This is a genomic window from Spiroplasma endosymbiont of Zeiraphera isertana (assembly GCF_964030805.1).
GTDB lineage: Bacteria > Bacillota_I > Bacilli_A > Mycoplasmatales > VBWQ01 > Spiroplasma_E.
The window spans coordinates 1,234,641-1,260,348 of the sequence record NZ_OZ034965.1 but is presented as its reverse complement, the minus strand read 5'-3'; the positions used below and the strand labels follow the sequence as shown (position 1 = coordinate 1,260,348).

The 25,708-nt window shown below is 23.4% G+C and carries 31 protein-coding genes and 8 pseudogenes; 24 read left to right on the top strand and 15 right to left on the bottom strand.

Annotated elements, in window-relative coordinates; translation table 4 throughout:
- Nucleotides 1-76: 76 nt before the first annotated feature.
- Nucleotides 77-3,145 (top strand): DNA polymerase III subunit alpha, encoded by a 3,069-nt coding sequence (locus AAHM78_RS08795; protein WP_342252878.1) that lies wholly within the window; start codon nt 77-79, stop codon nt 3,143-3,145.
- Between the two features lie 922 nt (nt 3,146-4,067).
- Here the strand turns inward: AAHM78_RS08795 and AAHM78_RS08790 are convergent.
- The 4 genes from AAHM78_RS08790 to AAHM78_RS08775 form a co-directional block, all read right to left on the bottom strand.
- Nucleotides 4,068-5,027 carry an IS1595 family transposase gene (locus tag AAHM78_RS08790; protein ID WP_342252877.1) on the bottom strand — a complete coding sequence of 320 codons (960 nt, stop codon included), beginning with the start codon at nt 5,025-5,027 and terminating at the stop codon, nt 4,068-4,070.
- Between the two features lie 106 nt (nt 5,028-5,133).
- Entirely contained in the window at nt 5,134-5,844 is a 711-nt protein-coding gene (locus tag AAHM78_RS08785) for a hypothetical protein (RefSeq protein ID WP_342252876.1), read from the bottom strand.
- Nucleotides 5,845-6,012: 168 nt separating this feature from the next.
- On the bottom strand, nt 6,013-6,390 hold the full coding sequence (locus AAHM78_RS08780; RefSeq protein ID WP_342252875.1) for a hypothetical protein: 378 nt from the start codon (nt 6,388-6,390) through the stop codon (nt 6,013-6,015).
- 78 nt (nt 6,391-6,468) lie between these two features.
- Nucleotides 6,469-6,729 carry a hypothetical protein gene (locus AAHM78_RS08775; protein ID WP_342252874.1) on the bottom strand — a complete coding sequence of 87 codons (261 nt, stop codon included), beginning with the start codon at nt 6,727-6,729 and terminating at the stop codon, nt 6,469-6,471.
- A 234-nt stretch (nt 6,730-6,963) separates the two neighbouring features.
- Here AAHM78_RS08775 and AAHM78_RS08770 point away from each other — a divergent pair, with 234 nt between their 5' ends.
- From AAHM78_RS08770 to AAHM78_RS08755, 4 genes are all read left to right on the top strand, one after another.
- Entirely contained in the window at nt 6,964-7,374 is a 411-nt protein-coding gene (locus AAHM78_RS08770) for a transposase family protein (protein WP_342252873.1), read from the top strand.
- Entirely contained in the window at nt 7,316-7,771 is a 456-nt protein-coding gene (locus AAHM78_RS08765; RefSeq protein ID WP_342255116.1) for a transposase family protein, read from the top strand. Before AAHM78_RS08770 ends, AAHM78_RS08765 begins: the two co-directional genes overlap by 59 nt.
- A 166-nt stretch (nt 7,772-7,937) precedes the next feature.
- On the top strand, nt 7,938-8,324 hold the full coding sequence (locus AAHM78_RS08760; protein ID WP_342252872.1) for a transposase family protein: 387 nt from the start codon (nt 7,938-7,940) through the stop codon (nt 8,322-8,324).
- Nucleotides 8,264-9,085 carry an IS1595 family transposase gene (locus AAHM78_RS08755; protein ID WP_342252871.1) on the top strand — a complete coding sequence of 274 codons (822 nt, stop codon included), beginning with the start codon at nt 8,264-8,266 and terminating at the stop codon, nt 9,083-9,085. The genes AAHM78_RS08760 and AAHM78_RS08755 overlap by 61 nt, the downstream gene beginning before the upstream one ends.
- 40 nt (nt 9,086-9,125) lie before the next feature.
- Here the strand turns inward: AAHM78_RS08755 and AAHM78_RS08750 are convergent, their stop codons facing one another.
- Nucleotides 9,126-9,386: a hypothetical protein gene (locus tag AAHM78_RS08750; protein ID WP_342255234.1), complete on the bottom strand. Its 261-nt coding sequence runs from the start codon at nt 9,384-9,386 to the stop codon at nt 9,126-9,128.
- Here AAHM78_RS08750 and AAHM78_RS08745 point away from each other — a divergent pair.
- The 6 genes and pseudogenes from AAHM78_RS08745 to AAHM78_RS08725 all read left to right on the top strand — a co-directional run bounded on the left by AAHM78_RS08745 (nt 9,283) and on the right by AAHM78_RS08725 (nt 11,829).
- A complete protein-coding gene (locus AAHM78_RS08745) occupies nt 9,283-9,705 on the top strand; it encodes a transposase family protein (protein ID WP_342255115.1) in 423 nt (140 codons plus the stop codon). The two genes, AAHM78_RS08750 and AAHM78_RS08745, sit on opposite strands and share 104 nt — an antisense overlap.
- Before the next feature lie 147 nt (nt 9,706-9,852).
- Nucleotides 9,853-9,972: pseudogene (locus AAHM78_RS16990) on the top strand (IS30 family transposase); the annotation flags it as partial.
- A gap of 74 nt (nt 9,973-10,046) precedes the next feature.
- On the top strand, nt 10,047-10,319 hold the full coding sequence (locus AAHM78_RS08740; RefSeq protein WP_342252841.1) for an IS1/IS1595 family N-terminal zinc-binding domain-containing protein: 273 nt from the start codon (nt 10,047-10,049) through the stop codon (nt 10,317-10,319).
- 67 nt (nt 10,320-10,386) lie between these two features.
- A complete protein-coding gene (locus AAHM78_RS08735; RefSeq protein ID WP_342252870.1) occupies nt 10,387-10,779 on the top strand; it encodes a transposase family protein in 393 nt (130 codons plus the stop codon).
- 50 nt (nt 10,780-10,829) lie between these two features.
- The gene (locus tag AAHM78_RS08730; RefSeq protein WP_342255114.1) at nt 10,830-11,204 is read left to right on the top strand and encodes a transposase family protein; all 375 of its coding nucleotides are present in this window, start codon (nt 10,830-10,832) and stop codon (nt 11,202-11,204) included.
- Between the two features lie 82 nt (nt 11,205-11,286).
- A complete protein-coding gene (locus AAHM78_RS08725) occupies nt 11,287-11,829 on the top strand; it encodes a hypothetical protein (protein WP_342252869.1) in 543 nt (180 codons plus the stop codon).
- 13 nt (nt 11,830-11,842) lie between these two features.
- Here AAHM78_RS08725 and AAHM78_RS08720 read toward each other — a convergent pair whose 3' ends face one another.
- From AAHM78_RS08720 to AAHM78_RS08710, 3 genes are read right to left on the bottom strand one after another with little or no spacing between them, the layout of a single operon-like run.
- Entirely contained in the window at nt 11,843-12,208 is a 366-nt protein-coding gene (locus tag AAHM78_RS08720; protein WP_342254958.1) for a transposase family protein, read from the bottom strand.
- A 59-nt stretch (nt 12,209-12,267) separates the two neighbouring features.
- Nucleotides 12,268-12,501, bottom strand: a complete 234-nt coding sequence (locus tag AAHM78_RS08715; RefSeq protein ID WP_342252868.1) for a transposase family protein — start codon at nt 12,499-12,501, stop codon at nt 12,268-12,270.
- A gap of 17 nt (nt 12,502-12,518) precedes the next feature.
- Entirely contained in the window at nt 12,519-12,659 is a 141-nt protein-coding gene (locus AAHM78_RS08710; RefSeq protein WP_342252823.1) for a hypothetical protein, read from the bottom strand.
- A gap of 246 nt (nt 12,660-12,905) precedes the next feature.
- Here AAHM78_RS08710 and AAHM78_RS08705 point away from each other — a divergent pair, with 246 nt between their 5' ends.
- The 5 genes and pseudogenes from AAHM78_RS08705 to AAHM78_RS16980 form a co-directional block, all read left to right on the top strand.
- Nucleotides 12,906-13,271, top strand: coding sequence for a transposase family protein (locus AAHM78_RS08705; protein WP_342254958.1), 366 nt, complete (start codon nt 12,906-12,908; stop codon nt 13,269-13,271).
- 15 nt (nt 13,272-13,286) lie between these two features.
- Nucleotides 13,287-13,499, top strand: a pseudogene (locus AAHM78_RS16985) (transposase); the annotation flags it as partial.
- Nucleotides 13,500-13,531: 32 nt separating this feature from the next.
- Nucleotides 13,532-13,756 (top strand): annotated as a pseudogene (locus AAHM78_RS08700) (IS30 family transposase); the annotation flags it as partial.
- Nucleotides 13,757-13,857: 101 nt separating this feature from the next.
- Nucleotides 13,858-15,096: pseudogene (locus AAHM78_RS08695) on the top strand (IS256 family transposase).
- Nucleotides 15,097-15,136: 40 nt separating this feature from the next.
- Nucleotides 15,137-15,307, top strand: a pseudogene (locus AAHM78_RS16980) (IS30 family transposase); the annotation flags it as partial.
- A gap of 180 nt (nt 15,308-15,487) precedes the next feature.
- Here AAHM78_RS16980 and AAHM78_RS08690 read toward each other — a convergent pair.
- Both AAHM78_RS08690 and AAHM78_RS08685 read right to left on the bottom strand, forming a co-directional pair.
- Complete coding sequence (locus tag AAHM78_RS08690; protein ID WP_342252866.1) at nt 15,488-16,204, bottom strand: IS1595 family transposase; 717 nt, start codon at nt 16,202-16,204, stop codon at nt 15,488-15,490.
- 150 nt (nt 16,205-16,354) lie between these two features.
- The gene (locus AAHM78_RS08685; RefSeq protein WP_342252865.1) at nt 16,355-17,314 is read right to left on the bottom strand and encodes an IS1595 family transposase; all 960 of its coding nucleotides are present in this window, start codon (nt 17,312-17,314) and stop codon (nt 16,355-16,357) included.
- Nucleotides 17,315-17,392: 78 nt separating this feature from the next.
- On the opposite strand from AAHM78_RS08685, the pseudogene AAHM78_RS16975 reads away from it, so the two are divergent.
- The 5 genes and pseudogenes from AAHM78_RS16975 to AAHM78_RS08665 form a co-directional block, all read left to right on the top strand.
- Nucleotides 17,393-17,615: pseudogene (locus tag AAHM78_RS16975) on the top strand (transposase); the annotation flags it as partial.
- Between the two features lie 589 nt (nt 17,616-18,204).
- Nucleotides 18,205-19,233 (top strand): phosphate acyltransferase PlsX, encoded by a 1,029-nt coding sequence (gene plsX, locus AAHM78_RS08680; protein ID WP_342252864.1) that lies wholly within the window; start codon nt 18,205-18,207, stop codon nt 19,231-19,233.
- 28 nt (nt 19,234-19,261) lie between these two features.
- The gene (gene rnc, locus AAHM78_RS08675) at nt 19,262-19,981 is read left to right on the top strand and encodes a ribonuclease III (RefSeq protein ID WP_342252863.1); all 720 of its coding nucleotides are present in this window, start codon (nt 19,262-19,264) and stop codon (nt 19,979-19,981) included.
- 2 nt (nt 19,982-19,983) lie between these two features.
- Entirely contained in the window at nt 19,984-21,120 is a 1,137-nt protein-coding gene (locus AAHM78_RS08670; protein ID WP_342252862.1) for a hypothetical protein, read from the top strand.
- Nucleotides 21,121-21,134: 14 nt separating this feature from the next.
- Complete coding sequence (locus AAHM78_RS08665; protein ID WP_342252861.1) at nt 21,135-21,452, top strand: hypothetical protein; 318 nt, start codon at nt 21,135-21,137, stop codon at nt 21,450-21,452.
- Here the strand turns inward: AAHM78_RS08665 and AAHM78_RS16970 are convergent.
- Nucleotides 21,449-21,671 (bottom strand): annotated as a pseudogene (locus AAHM78_RS16970) (IS30 family transposase); the annotation flags it as partial. The gene AAHM78_RS08665 and the pseudogene AAHM78_RS16970 overlap by 4 nt on opposite strands.
- Here AAHM78_RS16970 and AAHM78_RS08660 point away from each other — a divergent pair.
- Entirely contained in the window at nt 21,652-21,774 is a 123-nt protein-coding gene (locus tag AAHM78_RS08660) for a hypothetical protein (RefSeq protein ID WP_342252860.1), read from the top strand. The pseudogene AAHM78_RS16970 and the gene AAHM78_RS08660 sit on opposite strands and share 20 nt — an antisense overlap.
- A gap of 18 nt (nt 21,775-21,792) precedes the next feature.
- Here AAHM78_RS08660 and AAHM78_RS08655 read toward each other — a convergent pair whose 3' ends face one another.
- Together AAHM78_RS08655 and AAHM78_RS08650 are read right to left on the bottom strand one after the other, a co-directional pair.
- Nucleotides 21,793-22,752: an IS1595 family transposase gene (locus tag AAHM78_RS08655; RefSeq protein ID WP_342252859.1), complete on the bottom strand. Its 960-nt coding sequence runs from the start codon at nt 22,750-22,752 to the stop codon at nt 21,793-21,795.
- 83 nt (nt 22,753-22,835) lie between these two features.
- Nucleotides 22,836-23,516 (bottom strand): annotated as a pseudogene (locus tag AAHM78_RS08650) (IS30 family transposase); the annotation flags it as partial.
- A gap of 71 nt (nt 23,517-23,587) precedes the next feature.
- On the opposite strand from AAHM78_RS08650, the gene AAHM78_RS08645 reads away from it, so the two are divergent.
- Both AAHM78_RS08645 and AAHM78_RS08640 read left to right on the top strand, forming a co-directional pair.
- Entirely contained in the window at nt 23,588-23,980 is a 393-nt protein-coding gene (locus AAHM78_RS08645; protein ID WP_342252858.1) for a transposase family protein, read from the top strand.
- Between the two features lie 50 nt (nt 23,981-24,030).
- On the top strand, nt 24,031-24,405 hold the full coding sequence (locus tag AAHM78_RS08640) for a transposase family protein (protein ID WP_342254611.1): 375 nt from the start codon (nt 24,031-24,033) through the stop codon (nt 24,403-24,405).
- A gap of 472 nt (nt 24,406-24,877) precedes the next feature.
- On the opposite strand, the gene AAHM78_RS08635 is transcribed toward AAHM78_RS08640, so the two are convergent.
- Both AAHM78_RS08635 and AAHM78_RS08630 read right to left on the bottom strand, forming a co-directional pair.
- On the bottom strand, nt 24,878-25,243 hold the full coding sequence (locus tag AAHM78_RS08635; RefSeq protein WP_342255112.1) for a transposase family protein: 366 nt from the start codon (nt 25,241-25,243) through the stop codon (nt 24,878-24,880).
- Nucleotides 25,244-25,302: 59 nt separating this feature from the next.
- Nucleotides 25,303-25,695, bottom strand: a complete 393-nt coding sequence (locus AAHM78_RS08630) for a transposase family protein (protein WP_342252857.1) — start codon at nt 25,693-25,695, stop codon at nt 25,303-25,305.
- Nucleotides 25,696-25,708 lie beyond the last annotated feature (13 nt).

Genomic DNA, 25,708 nt, shown 5'->3' with positions numbered 1-25,708 from the left:
AAGAATAACCTAGCAAGATAAAATGATGTTAAAATTAACTTGTAATATAAGTCATTCGAGAATTGTAGGGGATAGTATGAAATATATAGTTAATTTAAATGTTCGTTCTAATTATTCATTTCTTTCATCAACTATTAAAATAAGTGATTATATTGAATTTGCTAAAAAAAATAATTTAAAAGTTCTATCTTTAGTAGATAAAAATATAATGTATGGTGCTTATGAATTTTGTAATTTATGTATAGAGAATGATATTAAACCATTAATTGGTTTAAATTGCGTTTGAGAAAGTGCTACTGATAAAGTTGAATTAACTATTATGGCAACTTCATATGCTGGTTATCAAAGATTAATAGAGCTTTCTACTATTATTAGTACTAATAATAATATTGTTACTACTAATAATGTAAAAAAATATCTTAATCAAACACGTGAAGTTTTAGTTATTATTCATGCTAATAATAAAAATATTAGATATATTAAAAATAATTATGATATTTTAAATTCAACAGGTCATGAATTAGTTTATTTTGGTTTAATACCTAGTGATATGGATAATATTACTTTATTAAAATCGATTACATCTAATATTATTCCAATTGATTTGGTTTTATATTTAGATGAAAAACAACATCGTACTTATCAAATTTTACAAGCTATTAAAGAACAAAAAACATTAAAATCAGAAGATTTATCAAAAAGTAATGAGTTTTTATATAAAACTAAACAAGATTTAATGCAACATTATCCAAATGAAATTATTGAAAATATTGAAAAGGTTATTTGACTATGTAATTTAAAATTTCCTAAAAATAAGCCAAATAGTGCAGAATTAAGTTTACCAAAATTTACTTGCCCTAATAATCTTACTAGTAATTTATATTTGCAAGAATTATGTAAACAGGGATTAGAAGCGCATTTTCAAAGTCGTGAAATTCCTGAAACATACGTTAAAAGAGTTTTATATGAATTACAAGTAATTAATGAAATGGGTTTTGCTGATTATTTTTTAATTGTTAATGATTATGTTAAATTTGCAAAAAGCAAGAATATAATGGTTGGACCAGGTAGAGGAAGTGTTGCTGGTAGTTTAGTAGCATATGTTTTAGGAATTACTGGTGTTGATCCTATTGCTTATAATTTAATTTTTGAAAGATTTTTAAATCCAGAACGAATATCATTACCAGACATGGATATCGATTTTGAAGATACAAGAAGAGATGAGGTTATTAATTATATTCATAAAAAATATGGCAAAGAACATGTTGCATATATTGTTACTTTTCAAACAATTGCTAGTAAAATGGCAATTCGTGATTTGGGAAGAGTTTTTCAAATTAATATTGAAGATATTAATGAAATGACAAAATTAATACCAATTCAATATAATTTTGAAATAGATATGGCTATTAAACAATCACCAAAATTAGCATGATATGCAAATAAGTATCCTTTATTGTTTACTTTAACCAAAGAAATTCTTGGTTTTCCACGACAAACTAGTACTCATGCAGCAGGAATCGTTATTACAAGAGCACCGTTAGTTACGGCTATTCCATTACAACTAGGATTTCAAGGTATTTATCAAACGCAATTTCCAATGCAAACCCTAGAAGCTCTTGGTTTAATAAAAATGGATATTTTAGGATTACGTAATTTAACTATTTTGCAAAATATTTTACAACAAGTAAGCAAACATTATTTTTTAAATTTAAAATTATCTCAAATTCCTTTAAATGATGAAAAAAGTTTTAACATTATTAAAAATGGTGATACAACCGGTATTTTTCAATTGGAATCTTCAGGAATGCGTCAAATTTTAATTAAAATGAAAGTTGATAACTTAGAAGATATTATTGCTAGTTCTTCTTTATTTCGTCCTGGACCACAAGAGTACATTCAAGATTATATTAATCGTAAATTAGGAAAACAAAAAGTTACGTATATTCATGAAGATTTAAAACCTTATTTAGCATCAACTTATGGCATTATTATTTATCAAGAACAAATATTATTAATTTTACAGAAAATTGCTGGTTATTCATTAGGAAAAGCTGATTTAATTCGTCGTGCAATTAGTAAAAAAGATACTACAGTTATGAAAGAACAAGCAAACTCATTTATTAAAAGTGCTGTTAATAGAGGTTATTCACCAAGAGTTGTTAAGAAAATATGAGAAGATATTGAAAAATTTGCTGGTTATGGATTTAATCGATCTCATGCTGTCGCTTATTCATTAATTAGTTATTATTTAGTTTATTTAAAAGCAAATTATCCATTGGCATTTATGGTGTCGTTATTAAGTAGTGTTATTGGTAATGATCAAAAAATGTTACAATATTTGAATGAATGTCAAAAATATCAAATTAAAGTTTTACCACCATCAATTCAATTTTCTGGCATTGATTTTTTAATTGATGGTGCTAAAAAAGCTATTCGTTATAGTTTACAAGCAATTAAGCAAATGAGTCAAGGTAGTTGTAGTAATCTTATTAAAGAACGTACTAGTAATGGATTTTTTCAAGATTTTTTTAACTTTTGTGCTCGGGCAATATTTATTGGTTTGAATCGTAAAAACATTGAACATTTAATTGCTGCTGGTGCGTTAGATGATATTCAATCAAATCGAACAATGTTATTATTAAACTTGGATGCTGCATTAGAATATGCAAATATGGTGCGGGTAAAAGATGAAACTAGTGGCGAATTATCATTAAATTTTAATTTAATTTCTAAACCAATTATGTTACAAAGAGAAGATGATTGAAATAATAATAGTATTAATGAACATCGTGCATTAGGACTTTATTTAAAATATAATCCTAAATTACTATGAAAAGAGCAATTAGATCCTCATAATAAAGCTATTGATTTAGCATATATTAATAATTATGTTGATCAACATGTTAGAGTATATGGAGTTATCAATAATATTAGAGTAATTAAAACTAAAACTAAAAAATTAATGGCTTTTTTTGAAATGCAAAATGATAGTAATGTTATTGAAGTAACGGTTTTTGAAAAGTTATATCAAATATACCAAGAATATTTACAAGTTAATAAAGTAATTTTAATGGAAGGAAAGGTAGAAATTTATAATGATAATATTCAATTAATTTTATCAAGAGTAATTAAAAATTTATAGTAAGCATATAATTTTATCTATGCTTACTATATTAAATAATAAATATAATCAATAGTTTTTAAATTTCTTACTTTAATTTCTAATAATAAATAAAAAATTAATGAACATAGTAATTATTAATAATTTCACAATTTTCAATAGCATCTCAAAAGTTATTATCTGCTTTTTTTATTTTTAAATAAATATTTAAAAAGATTAGTAATATAGTTATAAATAATAAAATTGGACTTAAAATTATAGCAAAAACAATTCCAATTTTTAGTTGTACTAATGATTTAAGATTATAGTTTTCAACAATATTTTGGAAGAGGTAATATTTACAAAAATATAATTTATTATTAGTTAACATATAAATTAGACCATGTTCTTTTATTAAATTAAAACCATTTTCTTTTGTTATTATTTCTTGTTTTCGATAATAATTATAGAAAGAAGGAATATATTTTATATCATTTTTTATGTTAAAAAAATTTATTAAGGTTAAAGATGTAAATATAACCAAAATAGTTAAAATAAATAGTGATAGTGTTATTTTTTATTTTTTTGTTAATCATTTAAATTTTATTTAATTTTATTTTGTTAGGAAAGTATTATAATATATTTTTTAGGCTTTTATCCCTTTATGTACTATTTTTAAATTTTATCACATAAATGGAGATAACAGCCTACCTAGGAAATTATCCTCGCATGTATTTAAATCAAACACAAAATTACAGTTTCAAAACTAGGTATGTTATTGAATTTATATGCTGATTCTTTTACTACACCTTTAAAATCAGGATCATAGTTAGCTTGCTCTGTTACTAAAATAATTTCATAACCGCATTGTTCTTTTAATTTTCAAAAAAACTCTTGATGAAATAAAAAAAATAATCAACCTGGCCTAAAATTTGATTTTATTTAATTTTGGGATTTATTTTTTTTACAAACTGAAATATAATGCTTCAGATTTTGCATAAGGTGATATTTTATAATGTTGGTATTTAAATTTTCATAAATTGAGGTAATTTTGAATATTGGTAAATCCAATGCCATGATAATGAGTAATAAATTCTTTTAAACTTGATTGTATTTTACTGATATTACTTAAATTTTTATAATTTAATTCTTTATTTTCTTTTGATTTAAATTTCTTGAGAGTACATTTTGTTTGTTTAGCTACTGTATCATATAGTATTTGCATATCACAAACTATAATTGATTTTTCTTCGATAAGCTTAGATGTTAAATTTTCTTGTACTCATTTTTTTGTTAATCTTTTAGTATTTGTTGTTTGAGCATAAATATTTTTATTTTCATCAATTGCCATTTCAATACAACAGTTTAAATCTTTAGCATTTTCTTCAATTCATTTTTTTCTTGGATCATCTGGATTTTTGAAATTTCCTTTGTGAATTTCTTTGATAAAAGTTTCATCAATTTCAATTCTACCTTTTAATTTTGTGAATGGTTTTTGTGTTTTTGCTAATTGTGATGATTTCATAAATTTTTGACGATTAAATCATGCTGATGTTTTTGAAATTTTAGCAAATTGAGAAATAGTATAAGCAGATTGACCTAACAATGACAATCAAATTATTCAATCTCATTGTTCATGAGATAAATGACTTCAATGTAAAAAATGATTTCTTAAAGCATCAAAGCTACTTTTACAATCTTTGCATAAATATTTTTGCTTATTATTCTTAAAACCATTTTTTACACATAAATAAGATTTACAATTTGGACATTGAATTCCTTTTTCTTTAAATTTTTTATCAATTGCATCTAATTTTTCTTTTTTCTCAATTTGTTTAATTCTATTTTTAAAATGTCTAATAATTTTTATAAATTCTTCATCTTTTTTGTTTTTTAAAACATCAATTAATTCATTATTAGTCACAAAAAATCACCCCTGATATAAAAATATTACTTTTAATTTAAAATTAAAAGTAATATCAAGATTTTTTGTGAAAATTAAAACATTGTTCTAAAATTGGTTTAACTCATTAACGACTAGTACCGTGTAGATTAGAAAATACAATTTTAAAGTTACGATTTTTAACTTGTGGATAAAACTGTAAATTTTTAATATCGTCACGATAATTATCTTCTACTGTTGAAGGCACTTCTTTAATTAGGTTAGTATCATAATCGAATGTTAATTGAAAATCATCAGGCAATTGTTCCGTTTTATTGCTAATTATATTGGTAACATTAGGAAGAAATTGACAGCCATATTGATCATAAATTTTATAACCATTATATTCAGGAGGATTATGACTGGCTGTAATAACAATTCCAGCAAGAGCATTAACTTTTCTAATACTATATGAAAGTACTGGTGTTGGTTTTAAATCATTATTTTTAAATAAAAAAACAGGAATTTTATGTTTAGCTAAAGTTTTTGCTGTTAACATTGTAAATTCTGCTGAAAAGTGACGATTATCATGAGCAATAATAACACCACGAAGTAAGTCTTTTTCAGAAAAGGCAGATTTTAAATATTGAATAAATGCGACAGTTGCCTTCATAATAATAATTTCATTAATTCTGCCGGTACCAACTCCAGTAATACCACGCATGCCAGCTCTACCAAATTCTAAAGTTGTAGTAAAAGCATCTTCAATTTCACTTTTAGACATTGTAGTTAATTGTTTTTTTAAGTGTTGCGGTAAGTTTTGCTTTTTTCAAATCTCATATGTTTTTAGTATATTCATTATTATTTCTCCTTTATAATAAAAAATTAAGTTTATAGGTAAATCATACTATAAAATAAGAAGAAAATAAATTTTAGTAGTTAATCTAAACATAAACTTTGAATTAAATAATAAAAAATAAAATTATTAAAAATTTCAATTTCAATCTTTAATAATTTTATTTTATTTTTATATTGATTGTGAATTGGTTTTATTTAGAATTGTTGTTGGTTGTTTGTCATTTTTAATAGAATTTATTGCTTTAATGTTTATTTTTTTATTTGGTTCTGAACTTTTAATTAGTGTATATAATGGTACTTGTTTGTTATCTTTATTAAGATACTGATCACTAGTAATAGTACCAACAAGTTTTTCATTATTATTTAGTAATATTTCAGTAAGAGATGTTGTTATTGGTAATTGTGGTTTAATTTTTCTTGAATTTGTTGTTGTTTTTTCTTTTTCTGTTATAAGATTTTCTGATTTTTTACTATATAGCACTTCTAAATATCTCCTTTTTCAAATTAAAAAATAAACATTAAAGCAATAAATTCTTTTAATTTTCAAAAAAACTCTTGATGAAATAAAAAAAATCATCAACCTGGCCTAAAATTTGATTTTATTTAATTTTGGGATTTATTTTTTTTACAAACTGAAATATAATGCTTCAGATTTTGCATAAGGTGATATTTTATAATGTTGGTATTTAAATTTTCATAAATTGAGGTAATTTTGAATATTGGTAAATCCAATGCCATGATAATGAGTAATAAATTCTTTTAAACTTGATTGTATTTTACTGATATTACTTAAATTTTTATAATTTAATTCTTTATTATCTTTTGATTTAAATTTCTTGAGAGTACATTTTGTTTGTTTAGCTACTGTATCATATAGTATTTGCATATCACAAACTATAATTGATTTTTCTTTGATAAGCTTAGATGTTAAATTTTCTTGTACTCATTTTTTTGTTAATCTTTTAGTATTTGTTGTTTGAGCATAAATATTTTTATTTTAATAAATTGCCATTTCAATACAACAGTTTAAATCTTTAGCATTTTCTTCAATAGACTTGGTGCAAAACCTTTAATTTTAACAATTTAACGATTATTATTAATAGTAAAGGTGATAGTTATTATGTTGAAAAAATATAAAGATGATCAAGAATTTTATAGTTTAGTCGGCATAAAGCCACAAACATTTTATAAAATGCTTGAAATTTTAAAAATTGCTGAGTCTAAACAAAAATATTATGGTGGTAGAAAAAATAAAATTGTAATTGAAGAGCGTTTATTAATGACTTTAGAATATTGAAAAGACTATAGTAGTTATAGAGTTATTGCAAAAAGATATAATATTAGTCATACTAGTTGCATTCGTAATATTTTTTGAATTGAAAATATTTTAATAAAAAGCGGAATTTTTAATTTAACTGGAAAAAAAGATTTAACAAAAAATAAAGGTACTAATAATAATTTGTTAGCTATTGATGCTACTGAAACTCCAATTGAAAGAATTAAAAAAACTAAAATTACTTTTTTCAGGTAAAAAGAAACATCATTCTCTCAAATCCCAAATAATTATTGATATTTCCAATGGAAAAATTATTTCAACCGCTTTTTGTTTTGGAAGCATTCATGATTTTAAATTGCTTCTAAAATCTAAAAATTTTATTCATCCAGAAAAACAAGTTTTTGTTGATTCAGGTTATCAAGGTATACAAAATATTCATAAAAATAAATTTTTGCCATTTAAAAAAAGTAAATACAATCAATTAACACCAATTCAAAAAGAATACAATAAAACTTTAAGTAAAATTAGAATTAAAATTGAACACGTATTTGCTAAACTAAAACGTTTTAAAATTTTAAGTTTAAAATATCGCAATAAAATACGAAGATTTGCATTAAGATTTAATTTAATAGCAGGAATATATAATTTTTAATTACCTTAGTTTTGCACCAAGTCTATTCTGTTGTTGCTATTATTGATTCAATACTCAGATACTTATACATTGCGCTAATTCCTTTCTTTTCTTAATTAGACTTGGTGCAAAACCTTTAATTTTAACAATTTAACGATTATTATTAATATTAAAGGTGATAGTTATTATGTTGAAAAAATATAAAGATGATCAAGAATTTTATAATTTAGTCGGCATAAAGCCACAAACATTTTATAAAATGCTTGAAATTTTAAAAATTGCTGAGTCTAAACAAAAATATTATGGTGGTAGAAAAAATAAAATTGTAATTGAAGAGCGTTTATTAATGACTTTAGAATATTGAAAAGACTATAGTAGTTATAGAGTTATTGCAAAAAGATATAATATTAGTCATACTAGTTGCATTCGTAATATTTTTTGAATTGAAAATATTTTAATAAAAAGCGGAATTTTTAATCGGACTTCTCCCCGCATGTACTTGTGGAGGAAACAATGAAATTGAATGAGTTCAACAATATATTTCAAACAGAAAAAGATTGTTTGAAATATATAGCAAGTTTGAAGGAAAACAAATGTATGAGGTGTTCTTGAACAAATTTGAATACTTCTGATTTAAGAAGAATAAGATGTTTGAAATGTCATCAAACATTTAGTATTCTTCATGACACCATTTTTTACAAGTCACAAACACCTTTGACATCTTGGTTTTATCTCATCTTTAGATGAATAAACACCAAACATGGAATTCCATCAACTGATGTTGCAAAAGAATTGGGAGTAACTTTGAAAACTTCTTGAAGAATGGGTCATAAAATCCGAAGTGCAATTGCAAAACAAGAACCTCAATTCATTGTTGAGGGCATAGTGCAAATGGATGAAATGTATCTTTCACATATGGGTTTTAAAAAACAAGGAAGATCCTTAAAAAATAAAACTTTGATTGTTGGGATTTATGAAAAAACAACCAATAATTTAATTGTGAAAGTGTTGAAAAATGCAAATCAAAAAAATCTTTTGCAATTTGCAAGAAACCACATTTCTTCAAAGTGTGATGTACATACTGATTCTTGAAAAGGATATCGCCATTTTAAATCAGTTTTCACTAAGCATGAAACAGTTAACCATCAAGATGGCTATGTTTCAAAAACTGGTGTAAACATAAACCAGATTGAATCGGCATGAAAGCACATCAGACGAACATTTAAAACACATATCAAAGTTGAAAAACATCATGTTCATTTATATGCAAAAGAATCGGCATATAAATTCAACAATATACCTAGTTTTGAAACTGTAATGTTATGTTTGATTTAAAAATGTGGGGAGAAGTCCGTAGATAGGCTTTTCTCAGCATTTATGTGATAAAATTTAAAAATAGTACATAAAGGGAGAAAAGCCTTTTTAATTTACCTGAAAAAAAAGATTTAACAAAAAATAAAGGTACTAATAATAATTTGTTAGCTATTGATGCTACTGAAACTCCAATTGAAAGAATTAAAAAAAAACTAAAATTAATTTTTTCAGGTAAAAAGAAACATCATTCTCTCAAATCCCAAATAATTATTGATATTTCCAATGTAAAAATTATTTCAACTGCTTTTTGTTTTGGAAGCATTCATGATTTTAAATTGCTTCTAAAATCTAAAACTTTTATTCATCCAGAAAAACAAGTTTTTGTTGATTCGGGTTATCGAGGTATACAAAATATTCATAAAAATAAATTTTTGCCATTTAAAAAAAGTAAATACAATCAATTAACACCAATTCAAAAAGAATACAATAAAACTTTAAGTAAAATTAGAATTAAAATTGAACACGTATTTGCTAAACTAAAACGTTTTAAAATTTTAAGTTTAAAATATCGCAATAAAATACGAAGATTTGCATTAAGATTTAATTTAATAGCAGGAATATATAATTTTGAATTACCTTAGTTTTGCACCAAGTCTATTCTTTTATTGCTATTATTGATTCAATACTCAGATACTTATACATTGCGCTAATTCCTTTCTTTTCTTAATTATAGAACTAACACAATTTAATTTTTATATAAGTGTCCTTTTTAATTTTACAATTAAAGAAATAATAATGGTATTTTAAGAAGATATTTACCAAAATCTACAGATCTATCTTCATATAAACAAAAAGATTTAAATTTTATAGCATTTCAAATTAATTCTACACCCAGAAAATCGTTTTAATTTTCACAAAAAATCTTGATATTACTTTTAATTTTAAATTAAAAGTAATATTTTTATATCAGGGGTGATTTTTTGTGACTAATAATGAATTAATTGATGTTTTAAAAAACAAAAAAGATGAAGAATTTATAAAAATTATTAGACATTTTAAAAATAGAATTAAACAAATTGAGAAAAAAGAAAAATTAGATGCAATTGATAAAAAATTTAAAGAAAAAGGAATTCAATGTCCAAATTGTAAATCTTATTGATGTGTAAAAAATGGTTTTAAGAATAATAAGCAAAAATATTTATGCAAAGATTGTAAAAGTAGCTTTGATGCTTTAAGAAATCATTTTTTACATTAGACTTGGTGCAAAACCTTTAATTTTAACAATTTAACGATTATTATTAATATTAAAGGTGATAGTTATTATGTTGAAAAAATATAAAGATGATCAAGAATTTTATAATTTAGTCGGCATAAAGCCACAAACATTTTATAAAATGCTTGAAATTTTAAAAATTGCTGAGTCTAAACAAAAATATTGTGGTGGTAGAAAAAATAAAATTGTAATTGAAGAGCGTTTATTAATGACTTTAGAATATTGAAAAGACTATAGTAGTTATAGAGTTATTGCAAAAAGATATAATATTAGTCATACTAGTTGCATTCGTAATATTTTTTGAATTGAAAATATTTTAATAAAAAGCGGAATTTTTAATTTACCTGGAAAAAAAGATTTAACAAAAAATAAAGGTACTAATAATAATTTGTTAGCTATTGATGCTACTGAAACTCCAATTGAAAGAATTAAAAAAAACTAAAATTACTTTTTTCAGGTAAAAAGAAACATCATTCTCTCAAATCCCAAATAATTATTGATATTTCCAATGGAAAAATTATTTCAACTGCTTTTTGTTTTGGAAGCATTCATGATTTTAAATTGCTTCTAAAATCTAAAACTTTTATTCATCCAGAAAAACAAGTTTTTGTTGATTCAGGTTATCAATGTATACAAAATATTCATAAAAATACATTTTTGCCATTTAAAAAAAGTAAATACAATCCATTAACACCAATTCAAAAACAATACAATAAAACTTTAAGTAAAATTAGAATTAAAATTGAACACGTATTTGCTAAACTAAAACGTTTTAAAATTTTAAGTTTAAAATATCGCAATAAAATACGAAGATTTGCATTAAGATTTAATTTAATAGCAGGAATATATAATTTTGAATTACCTTAGTTTTGCACCAAGTCTATTATATTTATTATTGTAAAAATTGTATTAAAAATTAATCAAATTTTTTAAAAAGGTGGTGAATATTATGTTAGGTAGATTTTTTAGAAAAGATAAAAGTAATATTAGTGATAATCAAAATGAAAAAGTAAAATTTTTAACTAATAAAAATAAAAGTACTCATGCTTCAATTTTAAATTATTTTGGTTTTAATGATTTTAATCACGAAACTTATTTCACTGATTTTGTAGCAGAAAATAATGCTAATTTATATAATGCTCCATTAGACATTAATAATGAAACTATTAAACAATATTTAATTAAACAAGAGTTTTATAGAAAAAATTGAAATTCTATTTTTAAATTAAGTAAATTAGGAATTAGTGGTTATTTAATTTTTATTGCTAATGATGACTTATATTTTCAAGTAGTAGATATACAACAAAGAGTTTATGATATTACTGGTAAATTAATTCAATGTACTATTTTTTATGATAGTTATCAACAAAATGCACAAACGGTAAGATTATTTGAAATTTATACATTAAATAATGAACAAGTAACTATTAATCGTGCAATTTATAGTATTAATGATAATAAAAAACAATTTACATTATCTTTTAAAGAATAGACTTGGTGCAAAACTAAGGTAATTCAAAATTATATATTCCTGCTATTAAATTAAATCTTAATGCAAATCTTCGTATTTTATTGCGATATTTTAAACTTAAAATTTTAAAACGTTTTAGTTTAGCAAATACGTGTTCAATTTTAATTCTAATTTTACTTAAAGTTTTATTGTATTCTTTTTGAATTGGTGTTAACTGATTGTATTTACTTTTTTTAAATGGCAAAAATGTATTTTTATGAATATTTTGTATACCTTGATAACCTGAATCAACAAAAACTTGTTTTTCTGGATGAATAAAAGTTTTAGATTTTAGAAGCAATTTAAAATCATGAATGCTTCCAAAACAAAAAGCAGTTGAAATAATTTTTCCATTGGAAATATCAATAATTATTTGAGATTTGAGAGAATGATGTTTCTTTTTACCTGAAAAAAGTAATTTTAGTTTTTTTTAATTCTTTCAATTGGAGTTTCAGTAGCATCAATAGCTAACAAATTATTATTAGTACCTTTATTTTTTGTTAAATCTTTTTTTCCAGGTAAATTAAAAATTCCGCTTTTTATTAAAATATTTTTAATTCAAAAAATATTACGAATGCAACTAGTATGACTAATATTATATCTTTTTGCAATAACTCTATAACTACTATAGTCTTTTCAATATTCTAAAGTCATTAATAAACGCTCTTCAATTACAATTTTATTTTTTCTACCACCATAATATTTTGTTTAGACTCAGCAATTTTTAAAATTTCAAGCATTTTATAAAATGTTTGTGGCTTTATGCCGACTAAACTATAAAATTCTTGATCATCTTTATATTTTTTCAACATAATAACTATCACCTTTAATATTAATAATAATCGTTAAATTGTTAAAATTAAAGGTTTTGCACCAAGTCTATTCTTTTATTGCTATTATTGATTCAATACTCAGATACTTATACATTGCGCTAATTCCTTTCTTTTCTGAATTATAGAACTAACACAATTTAATTTTTATATAAGTGTCCTTTTTAATTTTACAATTAAAGAGGTAAAAAGAAACATCATTCTCTCAAATCCCAAATAATTATTGATATTTCCAATGGAAAAATTATTTCAACTGCTTTTTGTTTTGGAAGCATTCATGATTTTAAATTGCTTCTAAAATCTAAAACTTTTATTCATCCAGAAAAACAAGTTTTTGTTGATTCAGGTTATCAAGGTATACAAAATATTCATAAAAATACATTTTTGCCATTTAAAAAAAGTAAATACAATCAATTAACACCAATTCAAAAAGAATACAATAAAACTTTAAGTAAAATTAGAATTAAAATTGAACACGTATTTGCTAAACTAAAACGTTTTAAAATTTTAAGTTTAAAATATCGCAATAAAATACGAAGATTTGCATTAAGATTTAATTTAATAGCAGGAATATATAATTTTGAATTACCTTAGTTTTGCACCAAGTCTAATGTCAAAATTTATTGTGCAGATCCTGGTAAACCTTGCCAAAGGGGTTTAAATGAAAATAATAATGGTATTTTAAGAAGATATTTACCAAAATCTACAGATCTATCTTCATATAAACAAAAAGATTTAAATTTTATAGCATTTCAAATTAATTCTAAACCCAGAAAATCGCTCTCTTATAAAAGACCAATAGATTTAATACAATTATTTTAAAAAACTGTCCCATTTATATTTACAACTCAGGTAACGTGTTTAAAACAAATCGAATGGGTTTTGATGAAAATAACTTATTGAGAAAAGGCGAAAATAAATCTCACAAACAAAAAGAAACTAGGGGCAAAATTAATAATTGTAAGTCTATTCATGAAAGAAATTTAATCATTCCTAATATTAAAAATATACAAGAATTTGGTCATTTAGAAGGTGATACTATCATTGGCAAAGATCATAAAAGTTCTATTATTACTTTGGGCTGATGGTAATGTTTAGTAATCTGTGTAACTTACAAAAATAACTATGTTTAATTAATTCTAGTAAATATAATTAAATGACTAGAAAGAGTTAGTTACAAATGGTTAAAAAACAAAACATTAATAATAATGATCCAATATCACAAGCAGTAGATTTATTACTAGAAAATACTGAAGATTTAACAACAGTTTTTAAAGAAGGAGGTTTATATAAAGAATTAACAAAAAGATTAGTGGAAAAAATGTTGAATTCTGAAATGCAAAATTATTTAGGATATGAAAAAAATCAACATAGTAATAGTGAAAATGCTCGTAATGGCATAACTTCAAAAAAATTAATAACTCAAGAAGATAAAATTGAAATTGATGTACCATGAGATCGTAATAGTAATTTTACTCCTGTAATAGTGCCAAAAAGACAAAGAAGATTTGATGGTTTTGAACAACAAGTTCTTTCACTATATGCAAAAGGTATGACAGTATCTGACATTAGAATGCAGTTGCAAGAGTTATATCATGGTGCAGATATTAGTGAAAGTGTTATTAGTCAAATTACTGATGATGTTATTGATGATGTCAAAGCATGGCAAAATCGGCCATTAGAAAGTATTTATCCGATTGTTTATTTTGATTGTATAGTAGTTAGAGTACGACAAGATAAACGGATTATTAACAAATCAGTTTATATAGCACTAGGAGTTGATTTATAAGGTAAAAAAGATGTTTTAGGTTTATGAATTAGTGAAAATGAAGGTTCTAAATTTTGATTATCTAATTTTACAGAAATGAAAAATCGAGGCTTAAATGATATTCTTATTGCTTGTAGGGATAATTTAACAGGCATGTCAGAAGCAATACAATCAGTTTATCCTAAAACCGAACATCAATTATGCATAGTTCATCAAATTAGAAATAGTTTAAAATATGTTTCATACAAACATTGAAAATCTCTAGTTACAGATTTAAAACCAATTTATAGTGCATGTAGTGAAGAACAAGCAATGCAAGCTTTAGAATCGTTTGAAAATAAATGAAATAAACAATATCCTCAAATTACTAAATCTTGATATAAAAATTGAGATAATTTAATGGTTTTTATTAGTTATCCACCAGAAATTAAAAGAGTAATTTATACTACAAATGCTATTGAATCTGTTAATAGTCAATTACGAAAAGTTATTAGAAATAAAAAAGTTTTTCCTAACGATATGGCAGTTTTCAAAATATTTTACTTAGCAATTGAAAATATAACAAAAAAATGAACAATGCCTATTCAAAATTGAAATACAGCAATTGCTCATTTTATGATAAAATTTGAAGACAGAATTAATCTAAACTAGTACCTTGTAAAACAAAGATACACAGATTACATAAAAGCCTCTGGCTGATATATGATCAAAAACCACAATTCCTTTAGTAACTAAAAATCATAAATCAGAAAATATTACGAAAAGTATAATAAAATTTATTTCAAAGTTACAAAAAGGAACAGTTAAAACCATTACTTTTGATCGTGGTAAAGAATTTAGTAAATGAAGATTAATCGAAAAAATTTTTTAATTTTCAAAAAAACTCTTGATGAAATAAAAAAAATCATCAACCTGGCCTAAAATTTGATTTTATTTAATTTTGGGATTTATTTTTTGGCTTTTATCCCTTTATGTACTATTTTTAAATTTTATCACATAAATGGAGATAAAAGCCTACCTAGGAAATTATCCCCGCATGTATTTAAATCAAACACAAAATTACAGTTTCAAAACTAGGTATGTTATTGAATTTATATGCTGATTCTTTTGCATATAAATGAATATTGTGCTTTGAAACTCTTATGTGTGTTCGGAAAGTTCGTCGGATGTGCTTTCATGCTGATTCAATCTGGTTTGTGTTTACACCTGTTGGTGACACATACCCAACTTCATGATTTACGATTTCATGTTTGGGATAGAAGTTTTTGAAACTTACATATCCCTTCCAAGAATCCGTAAATAGACAGCACTCAGTAAAAATGTGTTTCAATGCAAATCTTAAAAGTTTTTTTTCATCTGCATTTTTCAGCACCTTCACAATTAGTTTGTTGCTGGTTTTCTCATAAACTCCAACAATCAAAGTTTTATTCAACAAGGATCTTCCTTGTTTTTTAAAACCTAAATGTGAAAGATACATTTCATCCATCTGTGCTGTGCCATCAACAATGAAACCTGCATCTTGATTTCCAATTCTAGTCCTGATTTCATGACACATTCTTCAAGCTGTTTTATAGGTCACACCCAATTCCCTTGCAACATCGGTTGCTGGTATGCCATGCTTTGTGTTTATTCATCTAAAGATGAGATAAAACCAAGATGTCATTTGGGTCTGTGACTTATAAAAAATGGTTCCATAAAGAATACTAAATGTTTGGTTACAGTTCAAACATCGTATTCTTCTCAAATCAGAAGTATTCAAACTAGAAGAAGCACACCTGATGCATTTCATTATTTTCAACTTCGCTATATATTTCAAACAATCGTTTTCAGTTTGAAATATGCTATTGAATTCATTTCAATTCATTTTTTCCTCCACACCAGTACATGTGGGGATAATTTCCTATTTTTTTTACAAACTGAAATATAATGCTTCAGATTTTGCATAAGGTGATATTTTATAATGTTGGTATTTAAATTTTCATAAATTGAGGTAATTTTGAATATTGGTAAATCCAATGCCATGATAATGAGTAATAAATTCTTTTAAACTTGATTGTATTTTACTGATATTACTTAAATTTTTATAATTTAATTCTTTATTTTCTTTTGATTTAAATTTCTTGAGAGTACATTTTGTTTGTTTAGCTACTGTATCATATAGTATTTGCATATCACAAACTATAATTGATTTTTCTTCGATAAGCTTAGATGTTAAATTTTCTTGTACTCATTTTTTTGTTAATCTTTTAGTATTTGTTGTTTGAGCATAAATATTTTTATTTTCATCAATTGCCATTTCAATACAACAGTTTAAATCTTTAGCATTTTCTTCAATTCATTTTTTTCTTGGATCATCTGGATTTTTGAAATTTCCTTTATGAATTTCTTTGATAAAAGTTTCATCAATTTCAATTCTACCTTTTAATTTTGTGAATGGTTTTTGTGTTTTTGCTAATTGTGATGATTTCATAAATTTTTGACGATTAAATCATGCTGATGTTTTTGAAATTTTAGCAAATTGAGAAATAGTATAAGCAGATTGACCTAACAATGACAATCAAATTATTCAATCTCATTGTTCATGAGATAAATGACTTCAATGTAAAAAATTATTTCTTAAAGCATCAAAGCTACTTTTACAATCTTTGCATAAATATTTTTGCTTATTATTCTTAAAACCATTTTTTACACATCAATAAGATTTACAATTTGGACATTGAATTCCTTTTTCTTGAAATTTTTTATCAACTGCATCTAATTTTTCTTTTTTCTCAATTTGTTTAATTCTATTTTTAAAATGTCTAATAATTTTTATAAATTCTTCATCTTTTTTGTTTTTTAAAACATCAATTAATTCATTATTAGTCACAAAAAATCACCCCTGATATAAAAATATTACTTTTAATTTTAAATTAAAAGTAATATCAAGATTTTTTGTGAAAATTAAAAAAAAATTTGTAATGTCAAAATTTATTTTGCAGTTCCTGGTAAACCTTGCCAAAGGGGTTTAAATGAAAATAATAATGGTATTTTAAGAAGATATTTACCAAAATCTACAGATCTATCTTCATATAAAAAAAGATTTAAATTTTATAGCATTTCAAATTAATTCTACACCCAGAAAATCGCTCTCTTATAAAAGACCAATAGATTTAATACAATTATTTTAAAAAACTGTCCCATTTATATTTACAACTCAGGTGTGTTATTAATTTTTTCCCAATACCTTCTTAGATATATAATAAGAAGTAACTAAATTCTAAAGTTTTTAAAATAAAATACAATAAAAATTATTTTTAATTAACTTTATTTTTATGAATAATAATCAAATTAATAGTGTTTATTTTATAAATAAAAATAAACACTATTAAATGTTTTAATATTTTTTTAATTCTTTGATTATTTTTGATTTTAATAAAATTATGATAAGATATTTTTGTATTTATATTAGTTTTTTGCTTTTAAAGTTTTTTTTATTAATAAAATAAATAAAAGGGTTTTGGTATTTAAAAAAACTGGTGTAAATAAAAACAATTATTTAGAAAATCAATATCAAAATAATTAGAGATAAATTGTTTTTTAACTTTTTACTAGCAAATAATGAAATATTCATATTTAAAAATAAATAAATAAATGCAGTATTAGTTGGATTGTTAATCTTAAGGAATTAAAAAAATTAACTTATAATTAAACTATCAATAATTATAATATAATATTATTTAAGGTTTCTTAAATTATTTTTTGTTTTTAGGAGGAACTATGAAAATTGCTTTTGATGTAATGGGTTCAGACCATGGTAGTTTGCCCGCTATTGCTGCAGCGTTAGAAGTTATTAAAGAATTCAAAAACGTTGACATTTGTTTAGTTGGTGATGAAAAACAAATTAATGGAAACTTGCAGATTTTATTAAAAAATAAGCCATTATCATCAAGAATAACAATACTAGCAACAACCCAAGTAATAACTATGAATGATGGTCCACTCGCTGGTATTAGAATGACTGATTCTTCTATGAATCAAGCCATTCAGTTAGTTAAAAATAAAAAAACAGATGGGATTCTAACTTCTGGTTCAACTGCTGCCTATCTTGGTGCTTGTCATTTTTTATTAGGCGAAATCAAAGGCATTAAACGTCCGGCATTCATGCCAATTATGCCTACTTTAATAAAAGATCGACAAGTAGTATTATTGGATGTTGGAGCAAATATTGAAAACACTGTTGATGAATTAATTAATTTTGCATTAATGGGTCATATTTATTGTCAAACTATTCAAAATATTTCACGTCCTAAAATTGGTTTACTAAATATTGGTATTGAAGAAAGCAAAGGTCCAGCAGTAACTAAAGCAACATATGCTAAACTAAAACAATTAACACAAAAAAATGAAAAGTTAAGTTTTTTAAATTTTCACGGTAATATTGAACCACGAAATGTTTTAAGTGGTGATGTTGATATTATTATTTGTGATGGTTATTCAGGTAATATGGTTTTAAAATCAGTTGAAGGCATGGCATCATTATTATTTACATTAATTAAAAATGGTTATAAAAAAAATTTATGAACTAAATTTTTAGGTTTAATGTCAATTGGTATTTTTAAAAATATTAAAAAGACTTTTGATTATAAGAATACAGGTGGTGCTCAATTAATAGGTATTAATGGCATTGCTTTTAAAGCACATGGATCTAGTGATAAAAAATCTTATTATAGTACTTTAAAACTTTTAATTCGTGCTATTGAGCAAGATGTTACTAATAAAATAGCTAAACAAATTCAAGAATTATAATTTATAAATAAGTATTAAGGAGAAAAATATGATTAATATTGAACATATTTTAAAATCGAGTATTTTAGAAAAAATTAAATCTAATCGTAATTATCGTGAAGCATTTACTCATCGTTCTTTTTCAAACGAACATAATTTAGATTATTCATATGAGCGATTAGAATTTTTGGGTGATTCGATTTTAGGGGAAAATATTTCAATTTACATTTGACACTTATTTCCAAATAAAGATGAGGGACAATTAACAAGTTTACGTAGTAAAGCAGTTAGACAAGAAACATTGGCAGCAGTGGCAATTGCTCTAGGATTACAAGATTATTTATTTTTGGGAAATGGTGAAAAAAATACAGGTGGACAACAACGCGAAAGCATTTTATCAGATGTTTTTGAATCATTTCTTGCTGCAGTATATCTTGATTTAGGAAATAGTGCAGTGAAAAAAATCTTAGACTTAACCTTATTTGAATTAATTAAAACTAATCAGTTAGAAACAATTATTGATTATAAAACTAAATTACAAGAATTAGTACAGGCAGAAAAAAGAGATCCTATTAATTATAAAACTATAGAACAAATTAAAAAAGATAATATTACTTATTTTATTGTTCATGTGTATTTAGATAATAAAATACTAATGGGGAAAGGAGTAGGAACAAATAAAAAGAAAGCTGAGCAAGAAGCAGCAAAGTCAGCTTTAGCAAAACTGTCAAAATCTAATTTATTAATAAGTGATCATAAGAAGGGATAAACATGTTTAAATTATTACGTAATTATATTCGTGAACAAAAAAACAATTTATTACAAATGTTTGGTTTAGGTTTTTTAGTAATGATTATGATTATTGCCTTTTTATCATTAAATTTTTCTAATAATTATTTATTTGAACAATATGTTAACGATATTGCTCATAATGAATTTAATCAATATACATTTTTTTCACCAATCGAATATGTTAATTTTGATGGAAAATATAATGAAAAAGATAAAGCTGGTTCTTATTTAAATAATATTAATTATTATCAAAAAGATAATACTATTGATAAAGAAAAGATGGCAAAATCTACTTTTCAGTTAACAATACCAGATGCTACTAGACCTGATATATATCGTTTTACTTTTCATGGTGGGGACGCTAGTAGTAAAGAATATTTTGCTATTGGTAATAGTCTTTTTAATGATAATAGCCATAATTATATTGATTTTAAAATTAATATTCCTATTAATTATCCATCTTATGATATTCATAAAGCAACTATAGAACAATATGCTAATATGATTAATCAATATCTATATGATCCATTACATCCAGAAAAAAATCCAGAAAATGCAACAAATTTTATGATTACTAGTGAAGCTGCTTTACAGTTTTATAATGATAATTTTAAAGGACAATTGTCATATGCTAATCGAAACTATAGTGAAATAGATATTAAAAATGAAGCTAAGTTATATGAAATAATGTCAACGGGAATGTTATATAAAGATATTGAATGACAACATGCTGTTATGGTCCGTGATTTATTAATTACTAGTAAAAATTTTGCTTTTATTGAAACAGGACCCGAATATATTGTTAATAAAGCAATTATTGTCAAAGATGGTGGCCCAAGTTTAACAGAAAAACCATTACAAGATAATGAAATTTTAATTTACAAACATTTTGCTGAACTAAATAATTTACATATTGGTCAAAATTATGTAATTGCTGGAAAAACGTTTATTATTCGTGGTTATGCTACAAGCTCATTAGCAGCATTTGTTGGTCGTTATTTTAGTAATTCACTTGATTTAAAAAATAATACTGTCGCTTTTACTAATGGTAATACGATGCGCAAAGTTGAATCTGATTTAAAGGCATTTAGCAGTAATATTGATGATTTTTTTTAGGTATTAATCCTGATTTGGCTAAAAATATTGATTCACAAATAAACAATGAATGAATTTATAATTATCTTCATGCAACTTATAAAACACCTACTGATATAGCAAGTACAAAATATTATAATAATGGTATTGATTATAATAAAATAGTTTCACCTTTAAATATCAATAATCTTAGATTTTATACTAGTATGCAAGAATGATCTTTTAGTTCCATTAATAATAGAATTAATGTTATTGAAGAGATTTCTAGTTTATTTTTAATTTTGATTTTTATTGTGACTACTATTATTATTTTTATTACCTGAGTTGTAAATATAAATGGGACAGTTTTTTAAAATAATTGTATTAAATCTATTGGTCTTTTATAAGAGAGCGATTTTCTGGGTGTAGAATTAATTTGAAATGCTATAAAATTTAAATCTTTTTTTATATGAAGATAGATCTGTAGATTTTGGTAAATATCTTCTTAAAATACCATTATTATTTTCATTTAAACCCCTTTGGCAAGGTTTACCAGGATCTGCAAAATAAATTTTGACATTACAAATTTTTTTTTCAAAAATACAGATGATCCAAGAAAAAAATTTTAATTTTCAAAAAAACTCTTGATGAAATAAAAAAAATCATCAACCTGGCCTAAAATTTGATTTTATTTAATTTTGGGATTTATTTTTTTTACAAACTGAAATATAATGCTTCAGATTTTGCATAAGGTGATATTTTATAATGTTGGTATTTAAATTTTCATAAATTGAGGTAATTTTGAATATTGGTAAATCCAATGCCATGATAATGAGTAATAAATTCTTTTAAACTTGATTGTATTTTACTGATATTACTTAAATTTTTATAATTTAATTCTTTATTTTCTTTTGATTTAAATTTCTTGAGAGTACATTTTGTTTGTTTAGCTACTGTATCATATAGTATTTGCATATCACAAACTATAATTGATTTTTCTTCGATAAGCTTAGATGTTAAATTTTCTTGTACTCATTTTTTTGTTAATCTTTTAGTATTTGTTGTTTGAGCATAAATATTTTTATTTTCATCAATTGCCATTTCAATACAACAGTTTAAATCTTTAGCATTTTCTTCAATTCATTTTTTTCTTGGATCATCTGGATTTTTGAAATTTCCTTTATGAATTTCTTTGATAAAAGTTTCATCAATTTCAATTCTACCTTTTAATTTTGTGAATGGTTTTTGTGTTTTTGCTAATTGTGATGATTTCATAAATTTTTGACGATTAAATCATGCTGATGTTTTTGAAATTTTAGCAAATTGAGAAATAGTATAAGCAGATTGACCTAACAATGACAATCAAATTATTCAATCTCATTGTTCATTAGATAAATGACTTCAATGTAAAAAATGATTTCTTAAAGCATCAAAGCTACTTTTACAATCTTTGCATAAATATTTTTGCTTATTATTCTTAAAACCATTTTTTACACATCAATAAGATTTACAATTTGGACATTGAATTCCTTTTTCTTTAAATTTTTTATCAATTGCATCTAATTTTTCTTTTTTCTCAATTTGTTTAATTCTATTTTTAAAATGTCTAATAATTTTTATAAATTCTTCATCTTTTTTGTTTTTTAAAACATCAATTAATTCATTATTAGTCACAAAAAATCACCCCTGATATAAAAATATTACTTTTAATTTTAAATTAAAAGTAATATCAAGATTTTTTGTGAAAATTAAAAAATTTTTTCGATTAATCTTCATTTACTAAATTCTTTACCACGATCAAAAGTAATGGTTTTAACTGTTCCTTTTTGTAAATTTTAAATAAATTTTATTATACTTTTCGTAATATTTTCTGATTTATGATTTTTAGTTACTAAAGGAATTGTGGTTTTTGATCATATATCAGCCAAAGTAATAATAGAACTTTTATGATCTTTGCCAATGATAGTATCACCTTCTAAATGACCAAATTCTTGTATATTTTTAATATTAGGAATGATTAAATTTCTTTCATGAATAGACTTACAATTATTAATTTTGCCCCTAGTTTCTTTTTGTTTGTGAGATTTATTTTTGCCTTTTCTCAATAAGTTATTTTCATCAAAACCCATTCGATTTGTTTTAAACATGTTATATAAAGTTTTTGTTGAAATACTTTTTATTTTATTTTCCTTTAAAAAGTTAGCAATTATATCAAGAGCATACTTTTTAGTAATTAACAAATGATTAATACTATTAATTTCTGTTAAAGTTAAAATTATTAATTTTCTGCCTGCATTTTGTTTATTTTTTTGAAATTGATTCAATATTTCTAATGGCAATAAGTTTTTATTTAATAATCTACAAACTCTATGTACAGTTGATTTACTATAATCAACAATTTTTGCTATTTTACGAATCGAAAATCCATAATTTTTATATTAGACTTGGTGCAAAACCTTTAATTTTAACAATTTAACGATTATTATTAATATTAAAGGTGATAGTTATTATGTTGAAAAAATATAAAGATGATCAAGAATTTTATAGTTTAGTCGGCATAAAGCCACAAACATTTTATAAAATGCTTGAAATTTTAAAAATTGCTGAGTCTAAACAAAAATATTATGGTGGTAGAAAAAATAAAATTGTAATTGAAGAGCGTTTATTAATGACTTTAGAATATTGAAAAGACTATAGTAGTTATAGAGTTATTGCAAAAAGATATAATATTAGTCATACTAGTTGCATTCGTCATATTTTTTGAATTGAAAATATTTTAATAAAAAGCGGAATTTTTAATTTACCTGGAAAAAAAGATTTAACAAAAAATAAAGGTACTAATAATAATTTGTTAGCTATTGATGCTACTGAAACTCCAATTGAAAGAATTAAAAAAAACTAAAATTACTTTTTTCAGGTAAAAAGAAACATCATTCTCTCAAATCCCAAATAATTATTGATATTTCCAACGGAAAAATTATTTCAACTGCTTTTTGTTTTGGAAGCATTCATGATTTTAAATTGCTTCTAAAATCTAAAACTTTTATTCATCCAGAAAAACAAGTTTTTGTTGATTCAGGTTATCAAGGTATACAAAATATTCATAAAAATACATTTTTGCCATTTAAAAAAAGTAAATACAATCAATTAACACCAATTCAAAAAGAATACAATAAAACTTTAAGTAAAATTAGAATTAAAATTGAACACGTATTTGCTAAACTAAAACGTTTTAAAATTTTAAGTTTAAAATATCGCAATAAAATACGAAGATTTGCATTAAGATTTAATTTAATAGCAGGAATATATAATTTTGAATTACCTTAGTTTTGCACCAAGTCTAATGTCTAATAATTTTTATAAATTCTTCATCTTTTTTGTTTTTTAAAACATCAATTAATTCATTATTAGTCACAAAAAATCACCCCTGATATAAAAATATTACTTTTAATTTAAAATTAAAAGTAATATCAAGATTTTTTGTGAAAATTAAAAGAAAATTGAATGCTTAAAAAAGTTATAATCATAATCATAACTAAAAATCCTAATCCTAAAACTTGAATAATATTTTTTCTTTGTTCACGCAAATAATTGAAAAATATTTTTACCATATTCCACTAACCCCAGTTGATACTTCAAGTTAATTTTATCAACTTTAATTGTAAAATTAAAAAGGACACTTATATAAAAATTAAATTGTGTTAGTTCTATAATTAAGAAAAGAAAGGAATTAGCGCAATGTATAAGTATCTGAGTATTGAATCAATAATAGCAACAACAGAATAGACTTGGTGCAAAACTAAGGTAATTCAAAATTATATATTCCTGCTATTAAATTAAATCTTAATGCAAATCTTCCTATTTTATTGCGATATTTTAAACTTAAAATTTTAAAACGTTTTAGTTTAGCAAATACGTGTTCAATTTTAATTCTAATTTTACTTAAAGTTTTATTGTATTCTTTTTGAATTGGTGTTAATTGATTGTATTTACTTTTTTTAAATGGCAAAAATGTATTTTTATGAATATTTTGTATACCTTGATAACCTGAATCAACAAAAACTTGTTTTTCTGGATGAATAAAAGTTTTAGATTTTAGAAGCAATTTAAAATCATGAATGTTTCCAAAACAAAAAGCAGTTGAAATAATTTTTCCATTGGAAATATCAATAATTATTTGGGATTTGAGAGAATGATGTTTCTTTTTACCTGAAAAAAGTAATTTTAGTTTTTTTTAATTCTTTCAATTGGATTTTCAGTAGCATCAATAGCTAAAAAATTATTATTAGTACCTTTATTTTTTGTTAAATCTTTTTGTCCAGGTAAATTAAAAATTCCGCTTTTTATTAAAATATTTTCAATTCAAAAAATATTACGAATGCAACTAGTATGACTAATATTATATCTTTTTGCAATAACTCTATAACTACTATAGTCTTTTCAATATTCTAAAGTCATTAATAAACGCTCTTCAATTACAATTTTATTTTTTCTACCACCATAATATTTTTGTTTAGACTCAGCAATTTTTAAAATTTCAAGCATTTTATAAAATGTTTGTGGCTTTATGCCGACTAAACTATAAAATTCTTGATCATCTTTATATTTTTTCAACATAATAACTATCACC